Below are 20,890 nucleotides of genomic sequence, written 5' to 3'. Positions count from 1 at the left end.
TCTTAATTAAAAACCTCTATTTCTGCGAATTATGTTTTGACCGATAAAAAGCCTTTATCATCCAAACAAGCTCATCTGCCCGTTCATGATCTTATAGTAGCCGTGCTCAATCCTCTCATTTCCCTCATGTGTCATGATTTCAAAGTTTGAGAGGCTCTGTGCTTTTATGACAAGTTTGATGACACAGTCAAAGCAACCTACAACATCGCTCTTATTGATGTCAGACAGGCAGATCAGCTGAACATTGAAGTGCTTTGCGATATCAAACATCGGCTTTAAAAGATGCGCTGAGGTTATCTTTCCAAACGGATTATCAAGGATCAGAACACTCTTAACATTTTTGCTGATAAGCCCTGCTGATGACCTTGTATAATTCATGAGCGTCAATACCACAGAGAAAAATACCACAAACTTTTCGGCACCGGAGCTCTGTGTCAGAGTTTCCTCCCAGCCTTTATATACAGAGTTGGCGCTGTTCATATCTATCTTGTAAACCTTAATCTTTATAGATTCCTGGCGTATGTACTTATGAAGGAGCCGCTCACTTGAAACGATCGTTCTGGCGCGCTTTTGTATCTGCTTTTCATCAGCACCGCCTCCAAGGAGTTCTTTGATCTCATTCGCCCCCTGCTCAATCTCCGTTTTTATAGATACTCTTGACGCTTCCTCGGATATTTCTTTTTCCTCAGGAAGATCCATTTTCACCATCTGTGTCTGAGGTTTACCCTCAAAAATATGAGCCTTGGAGCTGGCTGCTATCATGCGAAGATCCAGGTACATTCTCTTTCCCTGGTTCATGCACTGGTCTACGATGTCATTAAAGTCATTTTCAATCTCCCTGAGATCAGTCTCAATCCTGCTGTTAATCTTCTCTATGGAGGCTGTCATTGTGCTGATACTCTCGCTAACCGTATAAAGCCTGTCTCCCTTCATCCCTGAATCATCCAGCATCTCACCGATCGCACCAAGCTTATTGACTATTTCAGAAAGAGCTATGTCCTTAAACTCTGCCACAGTTGTTCTTATTCTGCTGTTCAGCTTTTCTTTCTGATCCATGAAGGTCTTCTGCACATGAATTAGATTTTCATGTATGGACTCCCACTGGACATCCGGTTGTTCGGATAATGTCACTGTTTTTATTATGTTTCCGAACTGAATCGGCTTTAAAACATCTCCTACGCGATCATAAATTCTCTCCAGTGAACGTTTTTCACGCTCAAGAGACTCCTTCCTTTCACTTAACTGCTTTATCTCCAGTTTTGCGGCCCTTACCCGGTTTTTGAAATCTTCTCCTATCTCATTTTGCGGAAGCGCAATCCCGTCAAAGTCTTCAAGCGCTTTTCCTGCGGCATCAAATCTCTGCCTGGCCGATGCCACTTTTACATTGCATGCACCAAATATGGACTGTGCCTTCTCCATTTTCTCAGAAGCAAATCTTACTGCGTCTTTCGCATTTTTAAGAGCTTCCGTTGAAAAATGAACCGTTTCATATTCGGATTGATCGCACTCATAATCCTCAAGTTCTTTTTCATGTTCGGCTTTTTCCTGCTGAGCTTTGTCAAGGCTGATCTTGAGAATTTCAAGGCTTTCACTCAGACTCCCCAAAAGCGTCTGATACTGCGAATACAGCTCTTCCAAAGTGCCTTCTGCAAGTTCCGTTTCCTTTGCATTACTGGTATTCTCTAAAACAACCCGGACTTTAGCCAAATGATCAGTCTGCTGCTTACGGTCATTATCCAATGATGTCAGCTCATCCCGGCATTTGATCACTGTCTCACATGTCTTTTTATATGAGCTTTCTGCTTTTTTCAGGGCAACATATGCTTCCTGCGCTTTTGTGTACCACTCGTTTTCCTTAGCAATCATTATGCTGAGTTCTGCAAATGACTCAAACCACATGGTAAGTTCCTGCAAAAGCTTTTCTTCACGACTCAAGTCATCCTTAAGTTTATCAATCCTTTCTTTTATTCTGCCCTGTTCCTCTTTCAGCGCCTTTCTTCTCCTCTCCAAAGCAAGAATATTCTCCTGCAATTCAGCAATCACTTTTTCCTGCAAAGAACTCCAGTCCTCAGGATAATCAAACTGTTCTGCAAGTCTCTTCTCTTCCTCGCTGTCACGCAGTCTTTCGCTAAAGCGCTGCAGGTTTTCTTCCTTGGAACGTATTTCATTTTCCAATCTTTCGCAATAGCCTGATCTGTCAGCAAAATACGCTCTGTCAAATGCTGCCAGAAATGAAGTTCTGTTCATATCTCCGGACATAAAGGCGTTCACCTGCGCCATGGTAAATAGCGGAACAGAAGCGGGAAGCCATTCCACATTACCTGCAGATAACATTTTTTCCATATCCTTTTCATTATTGAAAAGAAGCGAAAATGCAAATTCCGGATGCCTTTCCATAATATCCCCGGCTTTTTCCTGAGTAATGGCACTATTTTCCAGTAGCCCGGTAATATATTCTTCACCGGTCTGACAGTATACCCCTGTAGACAGAACATATTTCAGGATGTCAGGCAGAATATGAACATGGCCTTCTTTTGCTGCCTTAAGCCTTTCTTTCAAAGACTGCTTGTCCTGCTGAAGCTTTCTAAGCTTTGCTCCGTTCATCTCTATTTCTTCCAGCAGTACACTTTTTAATCTTCCGGAAAAAACAGCGCTGTTCTCAAGACTGTATTTACTACAAACAGATTCAAGCAAGTCCAGTAATGTTCTGTATTCTGAAAGCGCATCCTCCGCTGCTTTTTTCTCCCCTGACAGCCTATCATATTCAATTTTTACATCAGCCAATTCACCCGGGATTTCATTTTTCCTGTCATCCAAAGCCTTTATCTCATTTTGAAGTTTTTCTATAAAGACGACAGCTTTTTCTCTCTCTTCAGCCTGTTTACTGCGCTCATCATCTATATCTTTTTCAGAATAGAATCCATCCAGCATTCTTACAGCTTCGATTCTTAACGTCTTAACTTTGGTATCAGTACTATCTTTTGAGGCATTCAGATTGGCAGTGATCTGTGCATGATTCTGCTTTGCGTCGTTCAAAAGCACTTCAGCACGTTCCATTTCAGCCTTGCTGTCACGCAATTCATCATTCTTGATCTGAAGCTGATCATCCACCCCCGAAATACTCTGTGACAGGATTTCACTCTCATGTTTTGCTTTCACCATGCAGGAGTATTTGAGCTTCCCCACAGTTTCCGCGTCTTCAGAATCATTTTCTTTTTCCTCGATAAGCTTCTTATATGCGGTTATCTGACTGTCTGCCTCTACAATCTGCCGATAAAGCCTTGCTGATTGCAGAATATCTTCGTCATGCTTTTTTACTCTTGATTCTTCCCTTGCCTGATCAAGAGCTTCTTTTGCATCTGAAAGAGCATGAACCGCAGCCTCATGCTCACCACCGGCATCGTAATATTCTTTGGATTTTTCCTCGTGTTCTATATGTCTGATCTTGGCTTCTACGCGTTGGAGTTCCTCCACGGTTCCAGACAGGCTTTCATCGATATTCCCAATCTTCCTTCCAATGGAAGCCTTAAAACCGCAGGCCTCACCAATACTATCTGACAAGTTTTCCCCGACAGTATACAGATCGTCACTCCTCTGACCGAGGTCTGACAATTCTGCGATCAGTCTTCTGTTTGTATCTCGTTCTCTAATGACCGCATCTTTCTCTGAGATCCTTTTTGCATAGTTGATCAGCATAGTTTCAAGGGATGAATCTGTTCCACTTGAAGCCACACTTTTCATTTTGTTTTCAATTGCCGGAATAAAGAATTTTGAAATCAGTTTGTCCGATGTTTTTGCCTCATCAAAATACTGGTTCAATCCGCCTTCATCTTTGTTAAGCGCCTCTATTACCGTTTCCCACTCAGATCTGTAAATGCCATATTCGGAAAGCGCCTTTGTCCATTTCGTGCTTTCATCCGAGGAATAAACTTCCAAATCACCTCTGCTGTTTTTGGCTTTGTCCCTTACATAGTTAAACGGTGCCGGCACATACTTTCCATTCTCATTTTTTGAAAGTTCTAACGCCGATATGCTGTAGGAAGAATTACTGTTTTCATAAACAGTCTTAAAGGTATAGTACCGGATGATATTTCCTCTTGAATTTTCGTCATTATTCTCGCTGGCACTTCCGGCTATGGCAATACCGGTCAGGAGCTTATCATCACTTCCGTCCAGATTCCATTCAACAAGTACAAAAGAATGATCTCCCGGGCGGCCAAAATAATCCTCAATACGTCTTCCGCCTGCCATGGCCCTCGGATGCACCGGCTGCATCATAAGCTGGACCAGGACGGTCTTGCCTCCGCCATTATTCAGGTTAAAAAGCGAATTAAGCGCCTCTCCCTTATCTGATGAAAGATCATATAATTCATCTGGGATAAAACGGTTGCCATCATTATAATTAAAATTTACAATCCTGATCTTATTTATCTGTGGCATGTTTATCCCCCTCAATCCATGCATTAATCATCTGAGCGCGCTCTTTTCTGAGCACATATGGCATAAGATCTTTTGTTTTCTTTGTTGGAGCCACCCTTCCATCTTCGCCCTCTACAAATAAATCATCTGCCCGAAACTTAAGAAGGATTTTATTTACAATGCCGTATCGGTCATCTACCCTTCTGCTTGAAGGATCTCCTTCCTTTTTACCGAGCCAGTCCTCTGCCAGCATAAAAAAGCTATCACTGAAGTCTTCTTCCTTATCCTCACCATCCACACCTTTCTGTGTCACACGGATACAGTGATCGGTGAAATCCTTGATAAGTTGTTCCTTTGTGATAAAATCTCTGACAAGTGTCTCTGCCCCTTCACCCTTAAAGAATATATATAAAATGTAAATAGCAAGATAATTTAGCAGGTACAGGTCTCTTGTCCTTACATCATTACCTGCCTTGATATCAGACCTGTAATCAATATTGTTTTTTAGAAACAGGTCGTTGTCCTGAGTCGGTACCATATAAATCCGGTTCTGTGCAGGAATTATTTCAAACCCAAGTTCAGCCCCCATCTGATCCAGCTCGTCCCTTGCTTCCGAGTCCTCTACAAATCCCCATAATACGCCGTCATCATCACGATCTATCCAGCCTTTTTTCATAAGCTGATGATAGAGCTTAAGCGCACTTTTCTTCATCGTTCCACCTCAACTGTAAAATTGGTCATTTCTATTGTCACCTGCTTTTCCCCATCATCTACCGTAAATTCGAATTTCTGGTCAGATGTAGAAAATGTTATCTTTTTCACTTTCAGATAATCCTGTGGAATATTGCTGAGAACCCAGAGAAGGTCAAACTCGCCCAGGGGTTCTTTTGCAAACAGGGTCCCATCATCATGAAGCGTCTCAAAATCAATCTCCTTTTTCTGGTATATGGTCATAAGTGTATTGGGAAGAGCACTTTCCTTATTCCATTTCATAAGCTCATCCATTGACAGGGATCTTATGAACTTTTTTATCTCAAAAAAACGTTCCTTCTGAAGGAATGCAAAAAAAGCCGTACATATCTCCATGTAGATTTCGTTTCTCTTTTTTCCCGCTTCCTCAGCTTTTATATCAGTTTCATCAATGCTGAGTCCCTTGTCCTCTTCCTCATTACTGATCGTTCCGCAGGCTGCATAGAAGTTTTCGATACTGAATTTCTTATCAAATTCCGGACTAAGCAGCGGCTCCATGATTGTGTGTACAGCATCCCCCAGACCCTCTCCCATCATTCTCAGCTTCACCATGATATCCTGTTCAAAGTTCATACGATCAAAACTTTTTATCACAAAACTGTCCCGAAGCATCTGCTTATAGCTTTCCGATACAGAACTCTTTGCATTTATGAGGGATCGCTGCTCCAATATGGTAATATCGAGATTTTTATTGATTTCATTCAGGGCTTTCAGGTTCTTCCTGGCTTCTTCTGTGTCTGCGCCATTATCCAGAGCGCTTCTTATCGCCTCTGCCTCCTTACGGGCATTCTTCTGTATTTCCTCCAGTTCTTTCTGCTCATCAAACATCAGGCTCCTGAACTGCCCTACAATTCTCTCATACTCATCCACCGTTATCTTTGCGATATTTTCACGGCATCTCAAAATGAAATCATCCATGCTGTGACTCATGTTGCGGAGCCGTGCAACCAGTTCCCTACTCTGGGAGAGTGCCTCTGAATAATTCTTACGCTTCATGTATTCCTGCATCTTAAAGCGCGTAACAGAATAATCCAGTTCAGACTCTATCTCTTTCGATCTGTAAAGGAAGTCAAAAACATCGTCTGTCAGATGATAGGAACCCTTTTCCTCATTGACAAGGCGGATTGGCATCTTCCTGAAACTTTCGGAATCCGCATAGAATGTATTGTATTCAATGAGCTTCCCGTTATTCTGAAGAACATGAACCACGATGAAACCGGCAAGTTTATACGTGTCAATTTCATATCCGTCAGGGACAATCCGGATTATGCTGTCAAGAAATCCGGCGATATCCTTGAGTGTGCATGACTGCCTGTCACTCAGAGTACGCTCCTTGATATACAAAAGAACCGCAACAACAAGATTATTGATATAATCGTAGTCTCCACGAAACATCTTCTTTATCTCATCCGGATAACTTGTTACAGTAATACTCCTGACGATATCAATAAACTTCATTCTGTTCTGAAAATCCGAAAGCATCTCTTTTATGTCAGAACGAAGCATCTGGCTTCACCTCCACATCATTGAAGATACAGTCTCTCAAATACTTATACGATATTATTTCCTGAGGAATAAGCTTGTTATTCTCAAATATGTCTATCAGGAATTCCTGCTCTGAGGGTGAAAAATCTTTGAGCAGATCGTCAAAACGCATGCCCTGTTTCTTGGAAGACGGACTATCCTCAAGTTCTATATTCCTTGCTCTTTCTATCATTTTTCTATATCCGGGCACAAATAAAGATATATCAAGCCTTTCATTGGCGTCTTTCGTTCTTCTGAATATGTCAAAACCTTCTCTGTCTATATCTCCCCAGTATAAGAATTTTACATCCGGATTACCCATGAACTTAACATACTCTTCAAGAGCTCCTGTTCTGTCAGAGACCTTGTTGCCTTCGCCATAAACCACGCCATCAATTGCTATGTCAAACAGGCTCCTTATTTCATCCTCAAACATACACCTTCGGATATTAAACCAGATATCCTTGTTCTCACAGATAAGAAGCACCATGTGGTCCCTTCTGACGGGGATATAATCATGAAAGCAGTACTCGGGTGTATCATAGAATCTCAGCTCTGACTCGGCAATCTGCAGCTTACGTAAAAAAGCTTTAACCTGACCGTCATCAAGTGTTTTTTCATGTCCGAATATCTCAAAAGAGCGCTCTTTTCTGGATACAAAAGTCTCGTCATTATCTCTAAACAGATAGGCACTAAGGCCTTCCACAACGTCTCTATTCCTATGGAATTCCATAGGGTTGGCAGATAAATACCCGCTCCTTAGCAGAAGAGGATGGAGCCGCTTGATTTCGTCTATGATTTCTTGATCACCTTCCTCTTTAACCAAAATCCTGTATTTTTTGTGCAGTGGATAGCTGATATTACCGTTTTTACCTGACGACCTGACCGGTTCAATAATCTCCTCCATTATCATTTCTGAAATCTGTTCATACGCTCTCTGTTCATCCATTATGCTTATTTTCAAAAAATTCTTAATATCATCCAACGTTATTGTTTTCTTACCATACCCCAGTAGCTTTTCCTTGATATTCAACTCTTCCCCCCAAAAAACGATTATCTTTCTGCATCATCGATAAAATGCAGCGCAAGTCTTATGATCGCCTGCTATTCTCATATTTATCCCGGTACCATTCTGTCTGTCATGCCGATGATTCCCGAAATACTCCACACCGCAGCGCCTGAAAAAATGACAGAAAACAGCGTAACATCCGCTGTTTTGCCGGCAAGCAGGCGAAAACCGATAGTTCCTGTTACGCCCAAAACGCTTCTAAAAGCACCACACAGTAAAGCAAGAATGCCGTTAACCTTTAATATCCATCTGCTTATTTTTAAAGTCATGGCAATATTTCCTCATTGTCCAACAGGTTTTCACGATCCTTACGTATCTCTTCCGCCGGATGACAAGTCTGGTCCTCCGTACTATAATCAAAGTTGCTGTGCCCGAGGCAAAACAACGCCCTGTACAGCTGGAAGGAGTATCACCAATCATGTTTGAAATCATTTTCTGTATCCCGTGGATTATTGTCGCTTCCGTCTGGGGCTTCATTCTTCTGAATACTGCCGGCCGAAACCGGGCCATTCTGAACGATGATAAACTCTGCCGCAATCCGGAACTGGTCAGACAGGCGCGAGATACGCTGCGCACCTGTCGAATCATGGAACCGATCGTGATCATGATACTCGCCGTAATGACATTTGTTCTTATCCAGGCCTTTCATCCGATCGCCAAAATACCCATGGAAGGGGTCGCGCTTGCTGCAGGAGACTTTATCTTTTCTTATATCGGTGCAGCCGCTGGGGCTTGTTCTTTCCGGCACTGCCGAGGATCCCAAGCCAAAGGAGATGCAGCGGACGGGCAAAATTCTGATGTTTTCCTTTATGACCGCCGGCACCATCGTTATGATCGCCGGGATTCTGATCTGCTCATCCGCAGGCAAGCAGCCTTCTCAAACGGACTTCCACTCCCGGATCAATTCCAGACTTTCTACTGAGAATCACGTTATCTGTAGTTGATAAACCCAAGCCCGATCAGGCAGATCACGACGCCGACGATTTTATTCCAGGTAATCGTCTCATGGAACAGGAAATACCCAACCGCAAGCAATACAACGGAAAGGACTGAGCTCTGAACAATAAAGCCGGAACTGACCTGCCAGCCGGCTTTATAGGCATAGATCCATCCGGTTTCCAGGCCGACAATAAAAAGCCCCAGAACAAACGGAGCCCAATTCAGTTTTCCGTATTCCCGGATCAGGGAACCGTTCTTTCCGACCGCAAAAAACAGAACCGCGCTGACCATGGCTCCGATGAGATACGTCACCGTCAAGGCCGCGAAGGGATTCAGTTCTTTCGGCACAGACTTTGCGCAGATCTGATACACCACATTGGCCAGAATCACCAGCGAAATCGGCCATACATACTGAAACATCTTTTTTCCTCCATCAAATATGCTTTGATACCTGTTTTCCGGCAGGTTCCCACCCGGCAGGAATCTGAAAATACTTGTCGGCTTCCCGTGCCTGCTTTTTCAGTATAACACAGAATTTCGTTCTCCTTCATTCCTGCCGCTCCCGTTTATCCGGAATAAAATATCGTGATGCAGCTGGTGTTTCCGGGTTTAGTGGATTTCTACAGAAGCGCACATCCTCGCGGAGAGGTTTTATGCCATAGGAAATCTCAGAGGAGTTTCCTACAAAAAAGCGAAAAAATAGGAATCGGCAAAAAATTCACTCTCTGCCAATTCCCCAAAAACGGCCCCCCGGGAATCCCGGGGAGCCGTGTGAATAATATATTCGGTTTTTCTCCGTCAGAAACCTTATGCCTCTGTCTTCGGAGCCTCAGCAGCCTCTGCGGCCTTTGCAGCCTCAAGCTCTGCTTTCTTCTTTGCAGCATCTGCTGCCTTCTTCTTTGCAATCGCCTCGCGAAGCTGCTCAGCCTTCGGATGCTGAATAACCTTTGCCGGGCAAACAGCAGCACAGAGGCCGCAGTTCTTACACTTGGAGTAGTCGATGACTGCTACGCCGCCGTCCATGTGGATCGCGTCGAACTTACACTGCTTTGTGCAGAGCGTGCATCCGATACATCCGTTGGAACATACCGCCTTGACAGCCGGTCCCTTGTCCTTGTTCACGCAGCGAACGAAAGTATCCTGCTTATACGGAACAAGCTGAATAAGCTTCTGCGGGCAGGCATCGATACACTTACCGCAGGCCTTGCAGGCATCCTTGTCGACAACGGCAACACCGTTTACTACGTGAATAGCATCAAACTCGCAGGCCTGAACGCAGGAACCAAATCCCATACATCCGACGCTGCATGCCTTATCGCCGGCACCCGGAACTACGGTCGCCATACGGCAATCTTTGATACCGGAATAGTTATACTTTGCCTTGGTCGCATCGCAGGTGCCGGAGCATCTTACATATGCAACCTTCTTATCTGCCGCTTCCGCCTGAACGCCCATGATATCCGCGATCAGAGCCGCAACTCCGTCACCGCCGACCGGACATCCGTTTACTGCTGCCTGACCTGACGCAATCGCTTTTGCCATCGCGTCACATCCTGCAAAACCGCAGGCACCGCAGTTGTTGCCCGGAAGAGCTTCACGAACTGCTGCTTCTTTTTCATCGACCTCAACCTTGAACTTCTCACCGAAGATTCCAAGGCCGAAACCAACGACGATTCCGACTGCTGCAACTACCAGCATGGAAGTAATGATCATCACTGTATTCATTTTCGTCTCCTCCTTTTACAGCTGTAATCCGGAAAATCCGAAAAATGCAATCGCCATCAGACCTGCAGTTACCAGAACGATCGGCATTCCCTGGAAGGAATACGGAACGTCATTTCCCTCAAGGTGCTCACGAATACCTGCGAGCAGGCAGATGGAAATGAGGTAGCCGATTGCGGTGCCGACACCGTTCACGATACTCTCAACAAAGCTGTATCCGTTGTTAACATTGGAGATTGCCACACCAAGTACGGCACAGTTTGTGGTGATCAGCGGAAGATATACACCGAGAGCGTTGTAGAGGCTCTTCATGGTCTTCTTCATGAACATCTCAACGATCTGAACCAGAGCAGCGATTACCAGGATGAATACGATGGTTCTCAGATAATCCAGTCCCAGCGGGCTGAGAACGAATTTGTAGAGAAGTGCTGCAACGGTTGAAGCGATAAAGGTTACAAAGATAACGGCGCCGCCCATACCTGCGGAGTTCTTAAGGCTCTTGGATACGCCGACAAATGAGCAGATACCAAGGAACTGGCTCAGGACTACGTTCGAAACCAGTGCGGAGGTAATCGCGATAATAAGTAAATTCATAATTTATCCTCCCCTCCTTATTCTGCCATATCCGGCTTGTCGCTGTGTGCCTTGAAACCTGTAACAGCCATGCCGTCGCCGGTCATACCGTCTTCACGGACATTGGTTGCGCTCGGTGCCTTCAGTTTGTTCTGAAGTGCAGTGAGTACTGCGATAACGAAGAATGCGCCCGGTGCAAGGATCATGATGGAGATCGGTGTGAAGCCGGCCGGCATTACCTGAATACCGAATACGGTACCTGCGCCGAAGAGCTCACGAAGAGCGCCCAGAGCTACAAGACCGAAGGTGAATCCGATACCCATTCCGAGACCGTCAAAGAGAGACGGGATCGGAGAATTCTTCATCGCATAAGCCTCTGCACGGCCAAGGATGATACAGTTAACTACGATCAGCGGAATGTACAGACCAAGTGCGGAGTACAGTGCCGGTGTGAAACCTGCCATAAGCATATCTACGACAGTTACGAGAGATGCTACGACTACAATCTCGGCAGGAAGACGAACACGGCCCGGGATCATATTTCTGAGTGCTGAAATCAGCAGGTTCGCGAGAACCAGAACGGCCGTACTGGATACGCCCATGCCGACGCCATTGATAGCGGATGTGGTTACCGCAAGGGTCGGGCAGAGTCCGAGCATCTGAACAAATGTCGGATTTTCTTTCCATACGCCGTTATAGATACGTTCTGCGTATTTATTCATTTTTCTCTCCCTCCCTTATTATTTCGCAAGCGTCTTGCTGAATGCGACTGCTGCGTTTACTGCGTTCATGGTTGCCTTGGAACTGAAGGTCGCACCGCTGATGCAGTTGATCTGATTGTCAGCGGAAGCGCCGGTCTTGGAAAGTTCAAAGAACTGTGCATCCTTGCCTGCAAACTGATCCTTGAATTCCGGATCCTTTGCCTTCATACCAAGTCCCGGTGTCTCATCGATGGTCAGGAAGCCGATACCGGTGATCTGTCCGTCATTATTGATTCCGACAGCAACCTGAATCGGACCCTTGTAACCGTCGCCGGAAGTTGCGGACACAACATATCCGATCTTCGCGCCGCTCGCATCGAGAGCTTCCATGTAATCATTTACGGTAACCTTGCCGAAATCATTGCCTGCAACCGCAGCCGCAGAATCAGAATCGGAAACAACAACCGTGTCGCCAAAGGAAGCTGCATCTGCAAATACTTCCTGATATGTCTTTGTTGCCGCTGCCTTCTTGGAGGCCTGGATCGGTGCGAGTGTTACCTCGTGAACCGCGCCCAGTGCGAAACCAGCGATCAGTGTGATCGCAAAGAGGACCAGTGCGTCATGAATGATTCCCTTGTTCATGCCTTCTTCTCCTCCTTCTTAACTTTCTCGATACCGAATGCTACCGGCATTGTGATTCTCTCGATCAGCGGAACGAGCAGATTGCTCAGGATGATCGCATAAGAAACGCCCTCCGGAGAAGCACCCTTCAGACGGAAGATGCAGGTGAAGAGACCAAGAACAGCACCGAATACATACTGTCCCTTCTCGGTGATCGGGCTGGTAACATAGTCTGTTGCCATAAAGAATGCACCGAAGATCAGACCGCCGGCACAAACCTCAGAGATCACATAGTTTGCATCAAAGCCGCCGAAAAGGAAGGTCAGAACTGCAAATGTTCCGATATAGCATACCGGAATTCTCCAGCTGATTACCTTCCGGACGATGAGGTAAATGCCTCCGATCAGAAGTGCAACAGCGGATACCTCACCGATGGTTCCCGGTGTATTTCCGATGAAGAGATCCTGAAGGCTGTATACGGAAGCTGCCTCTGCACCCTTGTGAATTGCACGAAGGGATGCAAGCGGTGTAGCACCGGATACGGAGTCGAAGGAAGCTGCTCCGTTGGAGAAGGAGAAGTTGTTCATGAAGGTCGCAAAGGAGATCAGCAGGAAGCATCTTGCTGCCAGTGCCGGGTTCATGAAGTTCTGTCCAAGTCCGCCGTAAAGCTGCTTTACAACGAGGATTGCGAACACTCCGCCGAATACCGGAATCCATACCGGAACCTGCGGCGGCATATTCAGGGCAAGGATCATACCGGTAACAACGGCACTCAGGTCCGCGATGGTAACCGGCTTATGCATTGCCTTCTGATATACAAGCTCAGTGAGTACGCACGCTGCGACAGTCGCAACGAGAATCACCAGCGAGTTCATTCCAAAATGGTAGATACCCCAGATTGAGGTCGGGATCATCGCAATGATCACGTCGAGCATAAGGTTCTGCGTAGAAGTCTTGCTTCTAACGTGAGGCGATGACGATACATTATAAAACTTTTCCATTATTCTTCACCTCTCCTTAGTTTTTTGCTTCTGCTGCAGCCTTTGCTCTTGCTGCTCTTGCAGCGCCTACTGCCTTACGCATCTGCTTGAACGCCTGTGTGAGCGGACGGTGAGCCGGGCAGATAAATGCACAGGAACCGCACTCTACACACTCCATACCGTACAGAGCGGTGAAGTCATCCAGGTTCTGACGCTCGGAAGCCTTCATCATCATTACCGGTACGAGATGCTCCGGACATACCTCAACACATCTTCCGCAGCGGATACATGCAGACGGAGCATTTGCCGCAACCTCATCCTTGGTGAATGTGGTCAGGGCAGAGGAAGTCTTGGCAACCGGGAAATCGATGGTGAACAGAGCCTGTCCCATCATCGGTCCGCCGGAGAGCATTTTCTCAGGCTGAGTCTTGAAGCCGCCGGCAGCCTCTACCAGTCTCTGGTAGTTTGTTCCGAGACGAACTTCGAAGTTCTGAGGTGTGGTAACCGCATCACCGGTCACGGTAATGATCTTACGGATCAGCGGTGTTGTCTTACAGACAGCATTGTAGATGGAAACAACGGTATCGGTGTTGTCAACGATGCATCCCGCATCTGCCGGAAGCTTTGCGGAACTGATCTCTCGGCCGGTTACCGCCTTGATCAGCGTACGCTCACCACCCTGCGGATACTTTGTCAGAAGCTCGCAGACTTCGATTCTCGGCTCATCCTTAACCATCTCTTTCAGCTTCTTGATTGCTTCCGGCTTGTTGTTCTCGATACCGATCACGCCTTTTGCATTCTCAAAGAGAGACAGCATAACTTTTACACCGCCGACAATTTTCTCCGGCTGCTCCATCATGAGACGATAATCGCTGGTAAGATACGGCTCGCACTCTGCGCCGTTTACGATTACATAATCGATCTTGCTCGGATCCTTCGGAGCGAGCTTTACGTGAGTCGGGAAGCCTGCGCCTCCGAGACCGGTAATGCCGGCATCCTTAACGATCTGAACGATCTCCTCCTTGGAAAGCTTCGTGTAATCACGATCCTCGCCAAAGTGCTCAATCGCCTCTTCTTCTCCATCATTCTCAACGATGATGGAATTCACTTTTGCACCATTCGCAACCAGTCTCGGTTCAATCTTCTTGACAGTACCGGATACGGAACTCAGCACATTTGCTGAGATAAAGCCACCCGGCTCTGCGATGATCTGACCTTTAAGAACGCGGTCGCCAACCTGTACCAGCGGTTTTGCCGGAGCTCCGATGTGCTGAGACAGCGGAAATACCATCTCTTCGCCCTTCTGCGGCTCCAGAACCTGGATCGGTCGATCCTGGGACAGTTCCTTTCCCTCAAAGGGATGAACGCCACCAATAAACGTAGCCAAACCCATCAATTAACCCTTCTTTCTTTTTGGATTTTTCTTGCTGTATTTTCTGCATCCCCCTAAGAAAAAGCAGAAAAATCGCATATTTACGCACATTTGAGTATATCATAAGAATAAAATTTTAACAATGTAACGTTAACTTCCATCTCAAGGAAAGATGTATTTAATTTGATACAATGTTTTTCAGTATTCCGTGTTATGGAACAGAGTCCATGATACGGAACCCCAAAATGTGCTATGTTTATATCGACGTTTTTCAGAAAAAGTTTATATTTATTTTTTAACAATCCCCCTCCTTTTTTGCTCCTCATTTTTTACTCAATCATATTATCCATCATCAATATCTGTTTTTTTGTCCTCTCATGATTCGTATCCGGTTTCCCGCAAAATCCATGATTCCGGATGATCCGGCCTGAACAATCGTCCAAAAAAATAATCAACCCTCCCATAAACAGGCATTCTTTGATCCTCCAGACGCCTGAAAAGAAACCCTCCGGCCGCAAAGAAATACCTGGCCGCATAATATACCCGCCGCATAAAATACCCCGGCCTTTTCCCGGCCGGGGTATTCTCAATTTCATTTTCTGTTTTAATCATTTCTGCAACAGCCGGCAGTCCCGCATCCGGCTGATGCCGTCCGCTTTTCTGCTCTCTGTTCTTTTTCTCTGTTTCCCGCCTTACGCAAACAACGCAATGTATCCCTGAACGAAGATGCACATCAGAATCAACGGACAGAGGTAGGTAACATAGAGGCGGGAAGATTTCGGAAACGAAATTCCCATTCCTTCATTGGCCTCTTTCTCAAAATTCTGATAGCCCCATCCAAAGCTTGCAGTGCAGAACATGAGATAAACCAGACTTCCGATCGGAAGGAGATTGTTGCTGACGATGAAGTCCTCAAAATCGAGAACGGTCGATCCCGCACCGAGAGGCTGGATAAAGCTGAGCACGTTATATCCAAGTGTACACGGAAGTGACAGCAGAACGATGACCGGATAGTTGATCGCGCAGGCTTTTTTCACGCTGCAACCGGTCAGATCCGTAGCAAACGAAATAATGTTCTGGAATACCGCGACCTCCGTGGAAAGTGCGGCAAAACTCATAAATACAAAGAAGAGAGAGCCCCAGAACTGTCCGAACGGCATATGATTGAATACATTCGGCAGTGTCACAAAGATCAGGCCCGGGCCGGCATTTGCCTCGACACCGTATGCCGCGCAGGCCGGGAAAATGATCAGTCCGGACATGAACGCAACAAAGGTATCCAGAAGAAGCACATTGACCGCCTCTCCGGTCAGTCTTCTCTCTTTTCCGATGTAGCTTCCGAAGATCGCCATGGCACCGATACCGATGCTGAGCGTGAAGAACGCCTGTCCGAACGCCGCAAAGAGGACAGAGCCGATTCCCGCGTCACGGATCTTTCCGAAATCGGGCTTCAGGTAGAATTCCAGTCCCGCTTTTCCTCCCGGAATTACAGCGGAATTGATCGCCAGAACCACCATCAGGCACAGCAGCAGAAGCATCATGAACTTTGTGATTCGCTCCACGCCGTTCTGCAGTCCCTTCGAGCAGATGGCGAAACCGATCGTCACCGCCGCAATCATAAAGCCGACCATGATCTCCGGCTGTCCGAGCATTCCCGTGAACTGCGCTCCGACCCCCTCGGAATCCAGACCGTTGAAATCACCGCGGATCATCTTCACAAAATAGTACAGAAGCCATCCGGTGATGGTCGTATAATACATCATCAGAAGATAGTTGCCGGCCATGCCGAACCATTTGTAAACATGCCATTTCGATCCCTTCGGCTCGATCTGCTCAAACGAAAGCGCAATGCTCTTCTGACTCGCACGCCCGACGGCGTACTCCATCACAATGACCGGAAGACCGAGAAGCACAAGGCAGGCCAGATAAAGCAATACAAACGCTGCTCCGCCGTACTGTCCGACAATATACGGGAATCTCCATACATTTCCCAGTCCGATTGCACATCCGGCCGAGATCAGAATGAATCCGAGGCGCGACGCAAATTTTTCTCTACCCATTTTTCTTTTCCCCTTTAAAGCGAAACACTATATGCATTTTCAATATGTACCATAAATTGCGGTTCATATCAAGCAACAGTGCTTTTTTTCGTTCATTTTTTTCGCCAAAGCCTCTTTTATTCGTCCTTATTGCCGTCCTTTTCCGCGTCTTTTTTCCGGATCAGCGTTCCAAACAGTTCGGCCGGAACATATGCCGTAACGTGAATGCCGTCTTCCGCATACTCCTCGCTCAGAAGCTGACCGTTTTTCCGGATTTTCTGGACAATGCCGGCCTCGTTGTATCCGTACACCTCTTCCAGATAAACCCTTCTGGAGCGAAGAATCATTCCCAGAATGTCCTTCAGCTCTTCGACGCCCTCTCCGGTCTTTGCCGAGAGACGAACCGTATAATCCGCGTTCAGATCCTTGATCACATCCGGCGCACCTTCCCGGTCGATCTTATTAAAGACCGTGACCACCGGACGGTCACCGATCCCGAGTTCCCGGAGTGTTTCATACACTGTGTGCATCTGCGCTTCCACCTGCGGATTCGTGCAGTCTGCCACATGGATAATGATGTCGCTGTATTTTGCCTCCTCGAGCGTACTGCGGAACGCGTCGACCAGATTATGCGGGAGCTTACGGATAAATCCGACGGTATCCGTCAGAAGAACCGTCTGTCCCCCGTCCAGTTCCATCGCCCTTGTGGTCGGATCCAGCGTCGCAAAGAGCTTGTCTTCCGCGAGAATTCCGGCCCCGGTCAGAGTATTCAGCAGTGTCGATTTGCCGGCGTTCGTATATCCGACAATCGCGCAGCTCAGCGTATATCCGCTCTTTCTCTGCTTTCTGGATTCTTCCCGGTGGCGCTCGACATCTTTGAGTTCCGCTTTCAGCTGACCAATCCGGTCATGGATCCGTCTCCGGTCCACCTCCAGCTTTTTCTCACCCGGTCCTCTGGTTCCGATTCCTCCGCCGAGTCGGGAGAGGTAATCACGGAAACCGGTGAGGCGGATGGCACGGTATTTGAGCTGAGCCAGCTCAACCTGAATCTTTCCCTCGCTGGTGATCGCATGGTCTGCAAAAATGTCCAGGATAACCATGGTGCGGTCCATCACCTTCATGTCCAGTGCATCTTCCAGATTGCGGAGCTGCGCCGGGGAAAGCTCATCGTCACACACAATTCCCGTCGCGCCGAGCTGCAGAGCCAGAAGACGGATCTCCTCCACCTTGCCTTTTCCGAAATACGTCGCTTTGCTCGGGCAGTCCAGATTCTGAATTACTCTTCCGAGTGTGACCGCCCCCGCGGTATCGCAGAGTTCCGCCAGCTCATCCAGGGACTCCTCCGCTTCCGCCGTTTCTCCCGTGCATACCGCACAGAGAATCAGTTTTTCTCTCTTTTCTTCGATATCAATCAGTTCAGCCATTATCCTTCGCTTTCTTCTTTTCTGCTCAGTGCAAAGTTATATTCCCTGCGGATCGCCTCGTCTTCTCCGTACTCTCTGAGCACACCTTCCAGTGTTTCGGCTGCCTTCGCCCACTCACCCTGCTTCTCATACACGAAGCCTCTGGTTGTCCGGAAATCGCGCGCCGTCTCTTTGGCCGCCTTTTCCTCAAACCGGTCCAGAAGTTCCTTCGCCGTATCGGCCTCTCCGCCTTCCGCCAGAGCCTTCGCGGTGAGCAGAATGGCGTCTTCCGCGCCCGGTGTGGTCAGTTTCGGGAGTTTCTTGTCCTTCTTGCCCGCAGTATTCAGATCGGTCAGAGCCTGCTCGTAGTCCGAATCCTTCGCCTCCGCGGCCGCTTTCAGATACCAGAATTCCGCCCGGTCTCCGTCCAGAGAAACCAGATCGCCCAGTGTGCCGGCCGCCGCCTTAAAATCTCCGGACCGGTACTGTGCCTCCGCAATATACTGCATCGTATCGATGCGGAAATCCTTTCCCGCTCCTTTTCCGCTTTCCAGCGCGGACGTCAGTTTTTCCAGTGCCGCTTCGCAGTCTCCCTGCTCCAGCGCCTCAATTCCGGCCAGCCGGAGTTCCTTTGCCTCTCCCGACGGTCCGCATCCGGTCAGGCCCCACGCAAGCATGCCCACGGTCAGAAGAGCTGCTCCTTCCCGTTTCATCCTTCCGATGATTCGTGCTCTGTTCCCGTCGCTTTTTCTGCGGCTCTCACTTGGTCTTCTCATTGTCTCCTCCGATGCCGGATGCTGTTCTCAGTTTCTGCCGGTGCTTCCCAGTCCGCCCCGGTCCTCACCGTCCAGATGGTCCATTTCCTCAAATTCAATCTTCGGCTGATGCTCCATGATGCGGAACTGGCAGATCCGGTCGCCGGTATGGATCTCGGTATCTCTCACCGCAAGTACCGGCATAAACCACTGGTCGTTATCTCCGCAGTAGCTCTCATCCACCACACCCATGTGATTGGTCTGGATAATTCCGAAATTCTTGAACGTGCTGGATCTCGGAACCACATGTGCCTCATATCCCTCCGGCAGCTGCATGGCAATCCCCAGCGGAATTGCGCGGAATTCGCCCTTCTTCAGCACGACATCCTCCGCCGCGCGGAGATCAATCCAGTCGGATTTTCCGTCAATATAGCAGAGTTTCTCAATTTTATCGGTAAAATATTTAATTCTGATTTTCATCTTCTGTCCCTTCCGTCGCGAAAACTTCCGGATGATCGCCGTCTTCCGGCTCTCCGTCTCCGCTCTCTGATCTCATCTCATCATTTTCTGACCGTTCATCGCGCATTTCGTCATGACGGTTCTCCTGCGAATCCGAAGTTATATCAAATTCCGGATTGACTGCTTCCTCCTGTACACGCGCCATCATCTCCGGATCATCCAGCCGAATCTCTTCCGCCGCCTGCTGCGCGAAAAGCTTCGTCTTATCTTCCGGCACCTTCGGAAGTTCGTCTTTTCCGGAAACGCCGAAACGGCGGAGGAATTCCTCCGTCGTGGCAAAAAGCATCGGACGCCCCGGCGCTTCCATCCTGCCGACCTCATAGATCAGATCGTATTCCAGAAGTTTGCTCATCGCGTGATCCGATTTGACGCCGCGGATCTTCTCGATCTCCAGTCGGGTAACCGGCTGCCGGTATGCCACAATGGACAGGGTTTCCAGCATGGCATCCGTCAGATTCTGCTTCTTCGGGATCTTCACCACTGTGATGAGATTATTGTAGAACTCTTCTCTGGTGCACATCTGGTAGGAATCGTTGAGCCGGATAATCTGCATTCCCCGACTCTGCTCATCATATTCCCTCGCAAGCTCCGTCACCGCGTTTTCCGCCGCCTTCGGAGTTGATTCGATCGCAGCGGCCAGATGAGCGAGATCCACCGATTTTCCCATCGTAAACAGCACAGCTTCCACGATGCGCTTGTTCTTCTCATTCTCCGTCAAAGTCACTCAATTCCTCCAGATCCAGATCATCCGTCTCGCCTTCCGGCTCGATCGTCTCGATATCCATCTCATCGAAAAGATTCTCCTGAACCAGGCGGATCTTTCCGATTTTCATCAGTTCCAACAACGCGAGAAAGGAAACCACCACATGAATGCGGTCGTGATCCTCGGCGATTACCTGACTAAACTTGAAATTTCTCCGTTTTCTCGCGTATCTCAGCACCCGTTTTACTGTATCCTCCAGGCTGACCGGCTCTTTCCGGATTGTTCCGAATTTACTCCGGATCGGGTCAATGGACTGCTGCTGTCTTCTCATTACCATCTGAAATACGTGTTTCAGCCGCTCCGTCGTGATGCCTGCCAGAAGCTTATCCAGGTCGATCGGCGCTTCATACTGCTGAACCTTTTTCGGCACCGTCGGTGCGCGGTAGAAACGGTCTTCGGAATTCAGCTCATACAGGCGCAGTTCCTGCGAAATGTACTTGTACATCTTGTATTCGAGAAGACGTTTGACAAGCTCTTCTCTCGGATCGCCCTCTTCCTCCTCTTTCTTTTCCGCCGGAAGCAGCATCTTCGACTTGATGGCAAGGAGTGTCGCCGCCATGACAAGGAAATCACTGAGAAGATCCAGATCCTCCTGCGGCATCTGCCGAACATATTCCAGATATTGATCGGTGATCATCTCGATCGGAATATCGAAAATGCTCACCTTATTCTTCTCGATCAGTTTCAGAAGGAGGTCAAGCGGCCCCTCGAAATTGTCGAGCTTATACGATATCTCCATAG

Annotated in this window: 19 protein-coding genes; 1 reads left to right on the top strand and 18 read right to left on the bottom strand. The window is 47.7% G+C overall.

Annotated features, from left to right (window positions below; genetic code table 11):
• Positions 1 to 57: 57 nt before the first annotated feature.
• From BR86_RS0104075 to BR86_RS0104055, 5 genes are all read right to left on the bottom strand, one after another.
• Positions 58 to 4,440: a coiled-coil domain-containing protein gene (locus BR86_RS0104075; protein WP_031471723.1), complete on the bottom strand. Its 4,383-nt coding sequence runs from the start codon at positions 4,438 to 4,440 to the stop codon at positions 58 to 60.
• Positions 4,424 to 5,131: a DUF6063 family protein gene (locus tag BR86_RS0104070; RefSeq protein WP_031471722.1), complete on the bottom strand. Its 708-nt coding sequence runs from the start codon at positions 5,129 to 5,131 to the stop codon at positions 4,424 to 4,426. The genes BR86_RS0104075 and BR86_RS0104070 overlap by 17 nt, the downstream gene beginning before the upstream one ends.
• Complete coding sequence (locus BR86_RS0104065; RefSeq protein ID WP_031471721.1) at positions 5,128 to 6,675, bottom strand: hypothetical protein; 1,548 nt, start codon at positions 6,673 to 6,675, stop codon at positions 5,128 to 5,130. The genes BR86_RS0104070 and BR86_RS0104065 overlap by 4 nt, the downstream gene beginning before the upstream one ends.
• The gene (locus BR86_RS0104060; RefSeq protein WP_031471720.1) at positions 6,662 to 7,726 is read right to left on the bottom strand and encodes a Wadjet anti-phage system protein JetD domain-containing protein; all 1,065 of its coding nucleotides are present in this window, start codon (positions 7,724 to 7,726) and stop codon (positions 6,662 to 6,664) included. Before BR86_RS0104060 ends, BR86_RS0104065 begins: the two co-directional genes overlap by 14 nt.
• 83 nt (positions 7,727 to 7,809) lie before the next feature.
• Positions 7,810 to 8,031, bottom strand: a complete 222-nt coding sequence (locus BR86_RS0104055) for a hypothetical protein (RefSeq protein WP_031471719.1) — start codon at positions 8,029 to 8,031, stop codon at positions 7,810 to 7,812.
• A 149-nt stretch (positions 8,032 to 8,180) separates the two neighbouring features.
• On the opposite strand from BR86_RS0104055, the gene BR86_RS0104050 reads away from it, so the two are divergent.
• Positions 8,181 to 8,684, top strand: coding sequence for a hypothetical protein (locus BR86_RS0104050; protein ID WP_031471718.1), 504 nt, complete (start codon positions 8,181 to 8,183; stop codon positions 8,682 to 8,684).
• Positions 8,685 to 8,692: 8 nt separating this feature from the next.
• Here BR86_RS0104050 and BR86_RS0104045 read toward each other — a convergent pair whose 3' ends face one another.
• The 13 genes from BR86_RS0104045 to BR86_RS0103980 all read right to left on the bottom strand — a co-directional run bounded on the left by BR86_RS0104045 (position 8,693) and on the right by BR86_RS0103980 (position 20,888).
• Positions 8,693 to 9,121, bottom strand: a complete 429-nt coding sequence (locus tag BR86_RS0104045; protein WP_031471717.1) for an EamA family transporter — start codon at positions 9,119 to 9,121, stop codon at positions 8,693 to 8,695.
• 387 nt (positions 9,122 to 9,508) lie between these two features.
• On the bottom strand, positions 9,509 to 10,426 hold the full coding sequence (locus tag BR86_RS0104040) for an RnfABCDGE type electron transport complex subunit B (RefSeq protein WP_075034418.1): 918 nt from the start codon (positions 10,424 to 10,426) through the stop codon (positions 9,509 to 9,511).
• Between the two features lie 15 nt (positions 10,427 to 10,441).
• Positions 10,442 to 11,020, bottom strand: coding sequence for an electron transport complex protein RnfA (locus tag BR86_RS0104035; protein ID WP_143099310.1), 579 nt, complete (start codon positions 11,018 to 11,020; stop codon positions 10,442 to 10,444).
• A 14-nt stretch (positions 11,021 to 11,034) separates the two neighbouring features.
• The gene (rsxE, locus tag BR86_RS0104030; RefSeq protein ID WP_038287770.1) at positions 11,035 to 11,718 is read right to left on the bottom strand and encodes an electron transport complex subunit RsxE; all 684 of its coding nucleotides are present in this window, start codon (positions 11,716 to 11,718) and stop codon (positions 11,035 to 11,037) included.
• A gap of 18 nt (positions 11,719 to 11,736) precedes the next feature.
• Positions 11,737 to 12,339: an RnfABCDGE type electron transport complex subunit G gene (locus tag BR86_RS0104025; protein ID WP_031471713.1), complete on the bottom strand. Its 603-nt coding sequence runs from the start codon at positions 12,337 to 12,339 to the stop codon at positions 11,737 to 11,739.
• Complete coding sequence (locus tag BR86_RS0104020) at positions 12,336 to 13,319, bottom strand: RnfABCDGE type electron transport complex subunit D (RefSeq protein ID WP_038287767.1); 984 nt, start codon at positions 13,317 to 13,319, stop codon at positions 12,336 to 12,338. Before BR86_RS0104020 ends, BR86_RS0104025 begins: the two co-directional genes overlap by 4 nt.
• Positions 13,320 to 13,335: 16 nt before the next feature.
• On the bottom strand, positions 13,336 to 14,691 hold the full coding sequence (gene rsxC, locus BR86_RS0104015) for an electron transport complex subunit RsxC (RefSeq protein ID WP_031471711.1): 1,356 nt from the start codon (positions 14,689 to 14,691) through the stop codon (positions 13,336 to 13,338).
• Between the two features lie 671 nt (positions 14,692 to 15,362).
• Entirely contained in the window at positions 15,363 to 16,730 is a 1,368-nt protein-coding gene (locus BR86_RS0104005) for a sodium-dependent transporter (protein ID WP_031471710.1), read from the bottom strand.
• A 116-nt stretch (positions 16,731 to 16,846) separates the two neighbouring features.
• The gene (gene hflX / locus BR86_RS0104000) at positions 16,847 to 18,133 is read right to left on the bottom strand and encodes a GTPase HflX (protein WP_051684571.1); all 1,287 of its coding nucleotides are present in this window, start codon (positions 18,131 to 18,133) and stop codon (positions 16,847 to 16,849) included.
• Positions 18,133 to 18,888 (bottom strand): tetratricopeptide repeat protein, encoded by a 756-nt coding sequence (locus BR86_RS0103995; RefSeq protein WP_031471708.1) that lies wholly within the window; start codon positions 18,886 to 18,888, stop codon positions 18,133 to 18,135. The genes hflX and BR86_RS0103995 overlap by 1 nt, the downstream gene beginning before the upstream one ends.
• A gap of 27 nt (positions 18,889 to 18,915) precedes the next feature.
• Positions 18,916 to 19,347, bottom strand: coding sequence for a dUTP diphosphatase (locus BR86_RS0103990; protein WP_031471707.1), 432 nt, complete (start codon positions 19,345 to 19,347; stop codon positions 18,916 to 18,918).
• Positions 19,331 to 20,110: an SMC-Scp complex subunit ScpB gene (gene scpB / locus BR86_RS0103985; RefSeq protein WP_242841557.1), complete on the bottom strand. Its 780-nt coding sequence runs from the start codon at positions 20,108 to 20,110 to the stop codon at positions 19,331 to 19,333. Before scpB ends, BR86_RS0103990 begins: the two co-directional genes overlap by 17 nt.
• Entirely contained in the window at positions 20,091 to 20,888 is a 798-nt protein-coding gene (locus BR86_RS0103980) for a segregation and condensation protein A (protein ID WP_031471705.1), read from the bottom strand. The genes scpB and BR86_RS0103980 overlap by 20 nt, the downstream gene beginning before the upstream one ends.
• Positions 20,889 to 20,890: the final 2 nt, after the last annotated feature.

Source organism: [Clostridium] aminophilum DSM 10710, from assembly GCF_000711825.1.
In the GTDB taxonomy this organism is placed as follows: Bacteria; Bacillota; Clostridia; order Lachnospirales; family Lachnospiraceae; genus Clostridium_R; species Clostridium_R aminophilum.
Note: the sequence above shows the minus strand (reverse complement) of the source record. Positions and strands in the feature narration are given on the sequence as shown.

Bases quoted from the DNA above. Each gene is read 5' to 3' on its own strand.
- BR86_RS0104075 (WP_031471723.1), bottom strand. From the start codon at position 4,440: ATGCCACAGATAAATAAGATCAGGATTGTAAATTTTAATTATAATGAT.
- BR86_RS0104070 (WP_031471722.1), bottom strand. From the start codon at position 5,131: ATGAAGAAAAGTGCGCTTAAGCTCTATCATCAGCTTATGAAAAAAGGC.
- BR86_RS0104065 (WP_031471721.1), bottom strand. From the start codon at position 6,675: ATGCTTCGTTCTGACATAAAAGAGATGCTTTCGGATTTTCAGAACAGA.
- BR86_RS0104055 (WP_031471719.1), bottom strand. From the start codon at position 8,031: ATGACTTTAAAAATAAGCAGATGGATATTAAAGGTTAACGGCATTCTT.
- BR86_RS0104050 (WP_031471718.1), top strand. From the start codon at position 8,181: ATGTTTGAAATCATTTTCTGTATCCCGTGGATTATTGTCGCTTCCGTC.
- BR86_RS0104045 (WP_031471717.1), bottom strand. From the start codon at position 9,121: ATGTTTCAGTATGTATGGCCGATTTCGCTGGTGATTCTGGCCAATGTG.
- BR86_RS0104040 (WP_075034418.1), bottom strand. From the start codon at position 10,426: ATGAATACAGTGATGATCATTACTTCCATGCTGGTAGTTGCAGCAGTC.
- rsxE (WP_038287770.1), bottom strand. From the start codon at position 11,718: ATGAATAAATACGCAGAACGTATCTATAACGGCGTATGGAAAGAAAAT.
- BR86_RS0104025 (WP_031471713.1), bottom strand. From the start codon at position 12,339: ATGAACAAGGGAATCATTCATGACGCACTGGTCCTCTTTGCGATCACA.
- BR86_RS0104020 (WP_038287767.1), bottom strand. From the start codon at position 13,319: ATGGAAAAGTTTTATAATGTATCGTCATCGCCTCACGTTAGAAGCAAG.
- rsxC (WP_031471711.1), bottom strand. From the start codon at position 14,691: ATGGGTTTGGCTACGTTTATTGGTGGCGTTCATCCCTTTGAGGGAAAG.
- BR86_RS0104005 (WP_031471710.1), bottom strand. From the start codon at position 16,730: ATGGGTAGAGAAAAATTTGCGTCGCGCCTCGGATTCATTCTGATCTCG.
- hflX (WP_051684571.1), bottom strand. From the start codon at position 18,133: ATGGCTGAACTGATTGATATCGAAGAAAAGAGAGAAAAACTGATTCTC.
- BR86_RS0103995 (WP_031471708.1), bottom strand. From the start codon at position 18,888: ATGAGAAGACCAAGTGAGAGCCGCAGAAAAAGCGACGGGAACAGAGCA.
- BR86_RS0103990 (WP_031471707.1), bottom strand. From the start codon at position 19,347: ATGAAAATCAGAATTAAATATTTTACCGATAAAATTGAGAAACTCTGC.
- BR86_RS0103980 (WP_031471705.1), bottom strand. From the start codon at position 20,888: ATGGAGATATCGTATAAGCTCGACAATTTCGAGGGGCCGCTTGACCTC.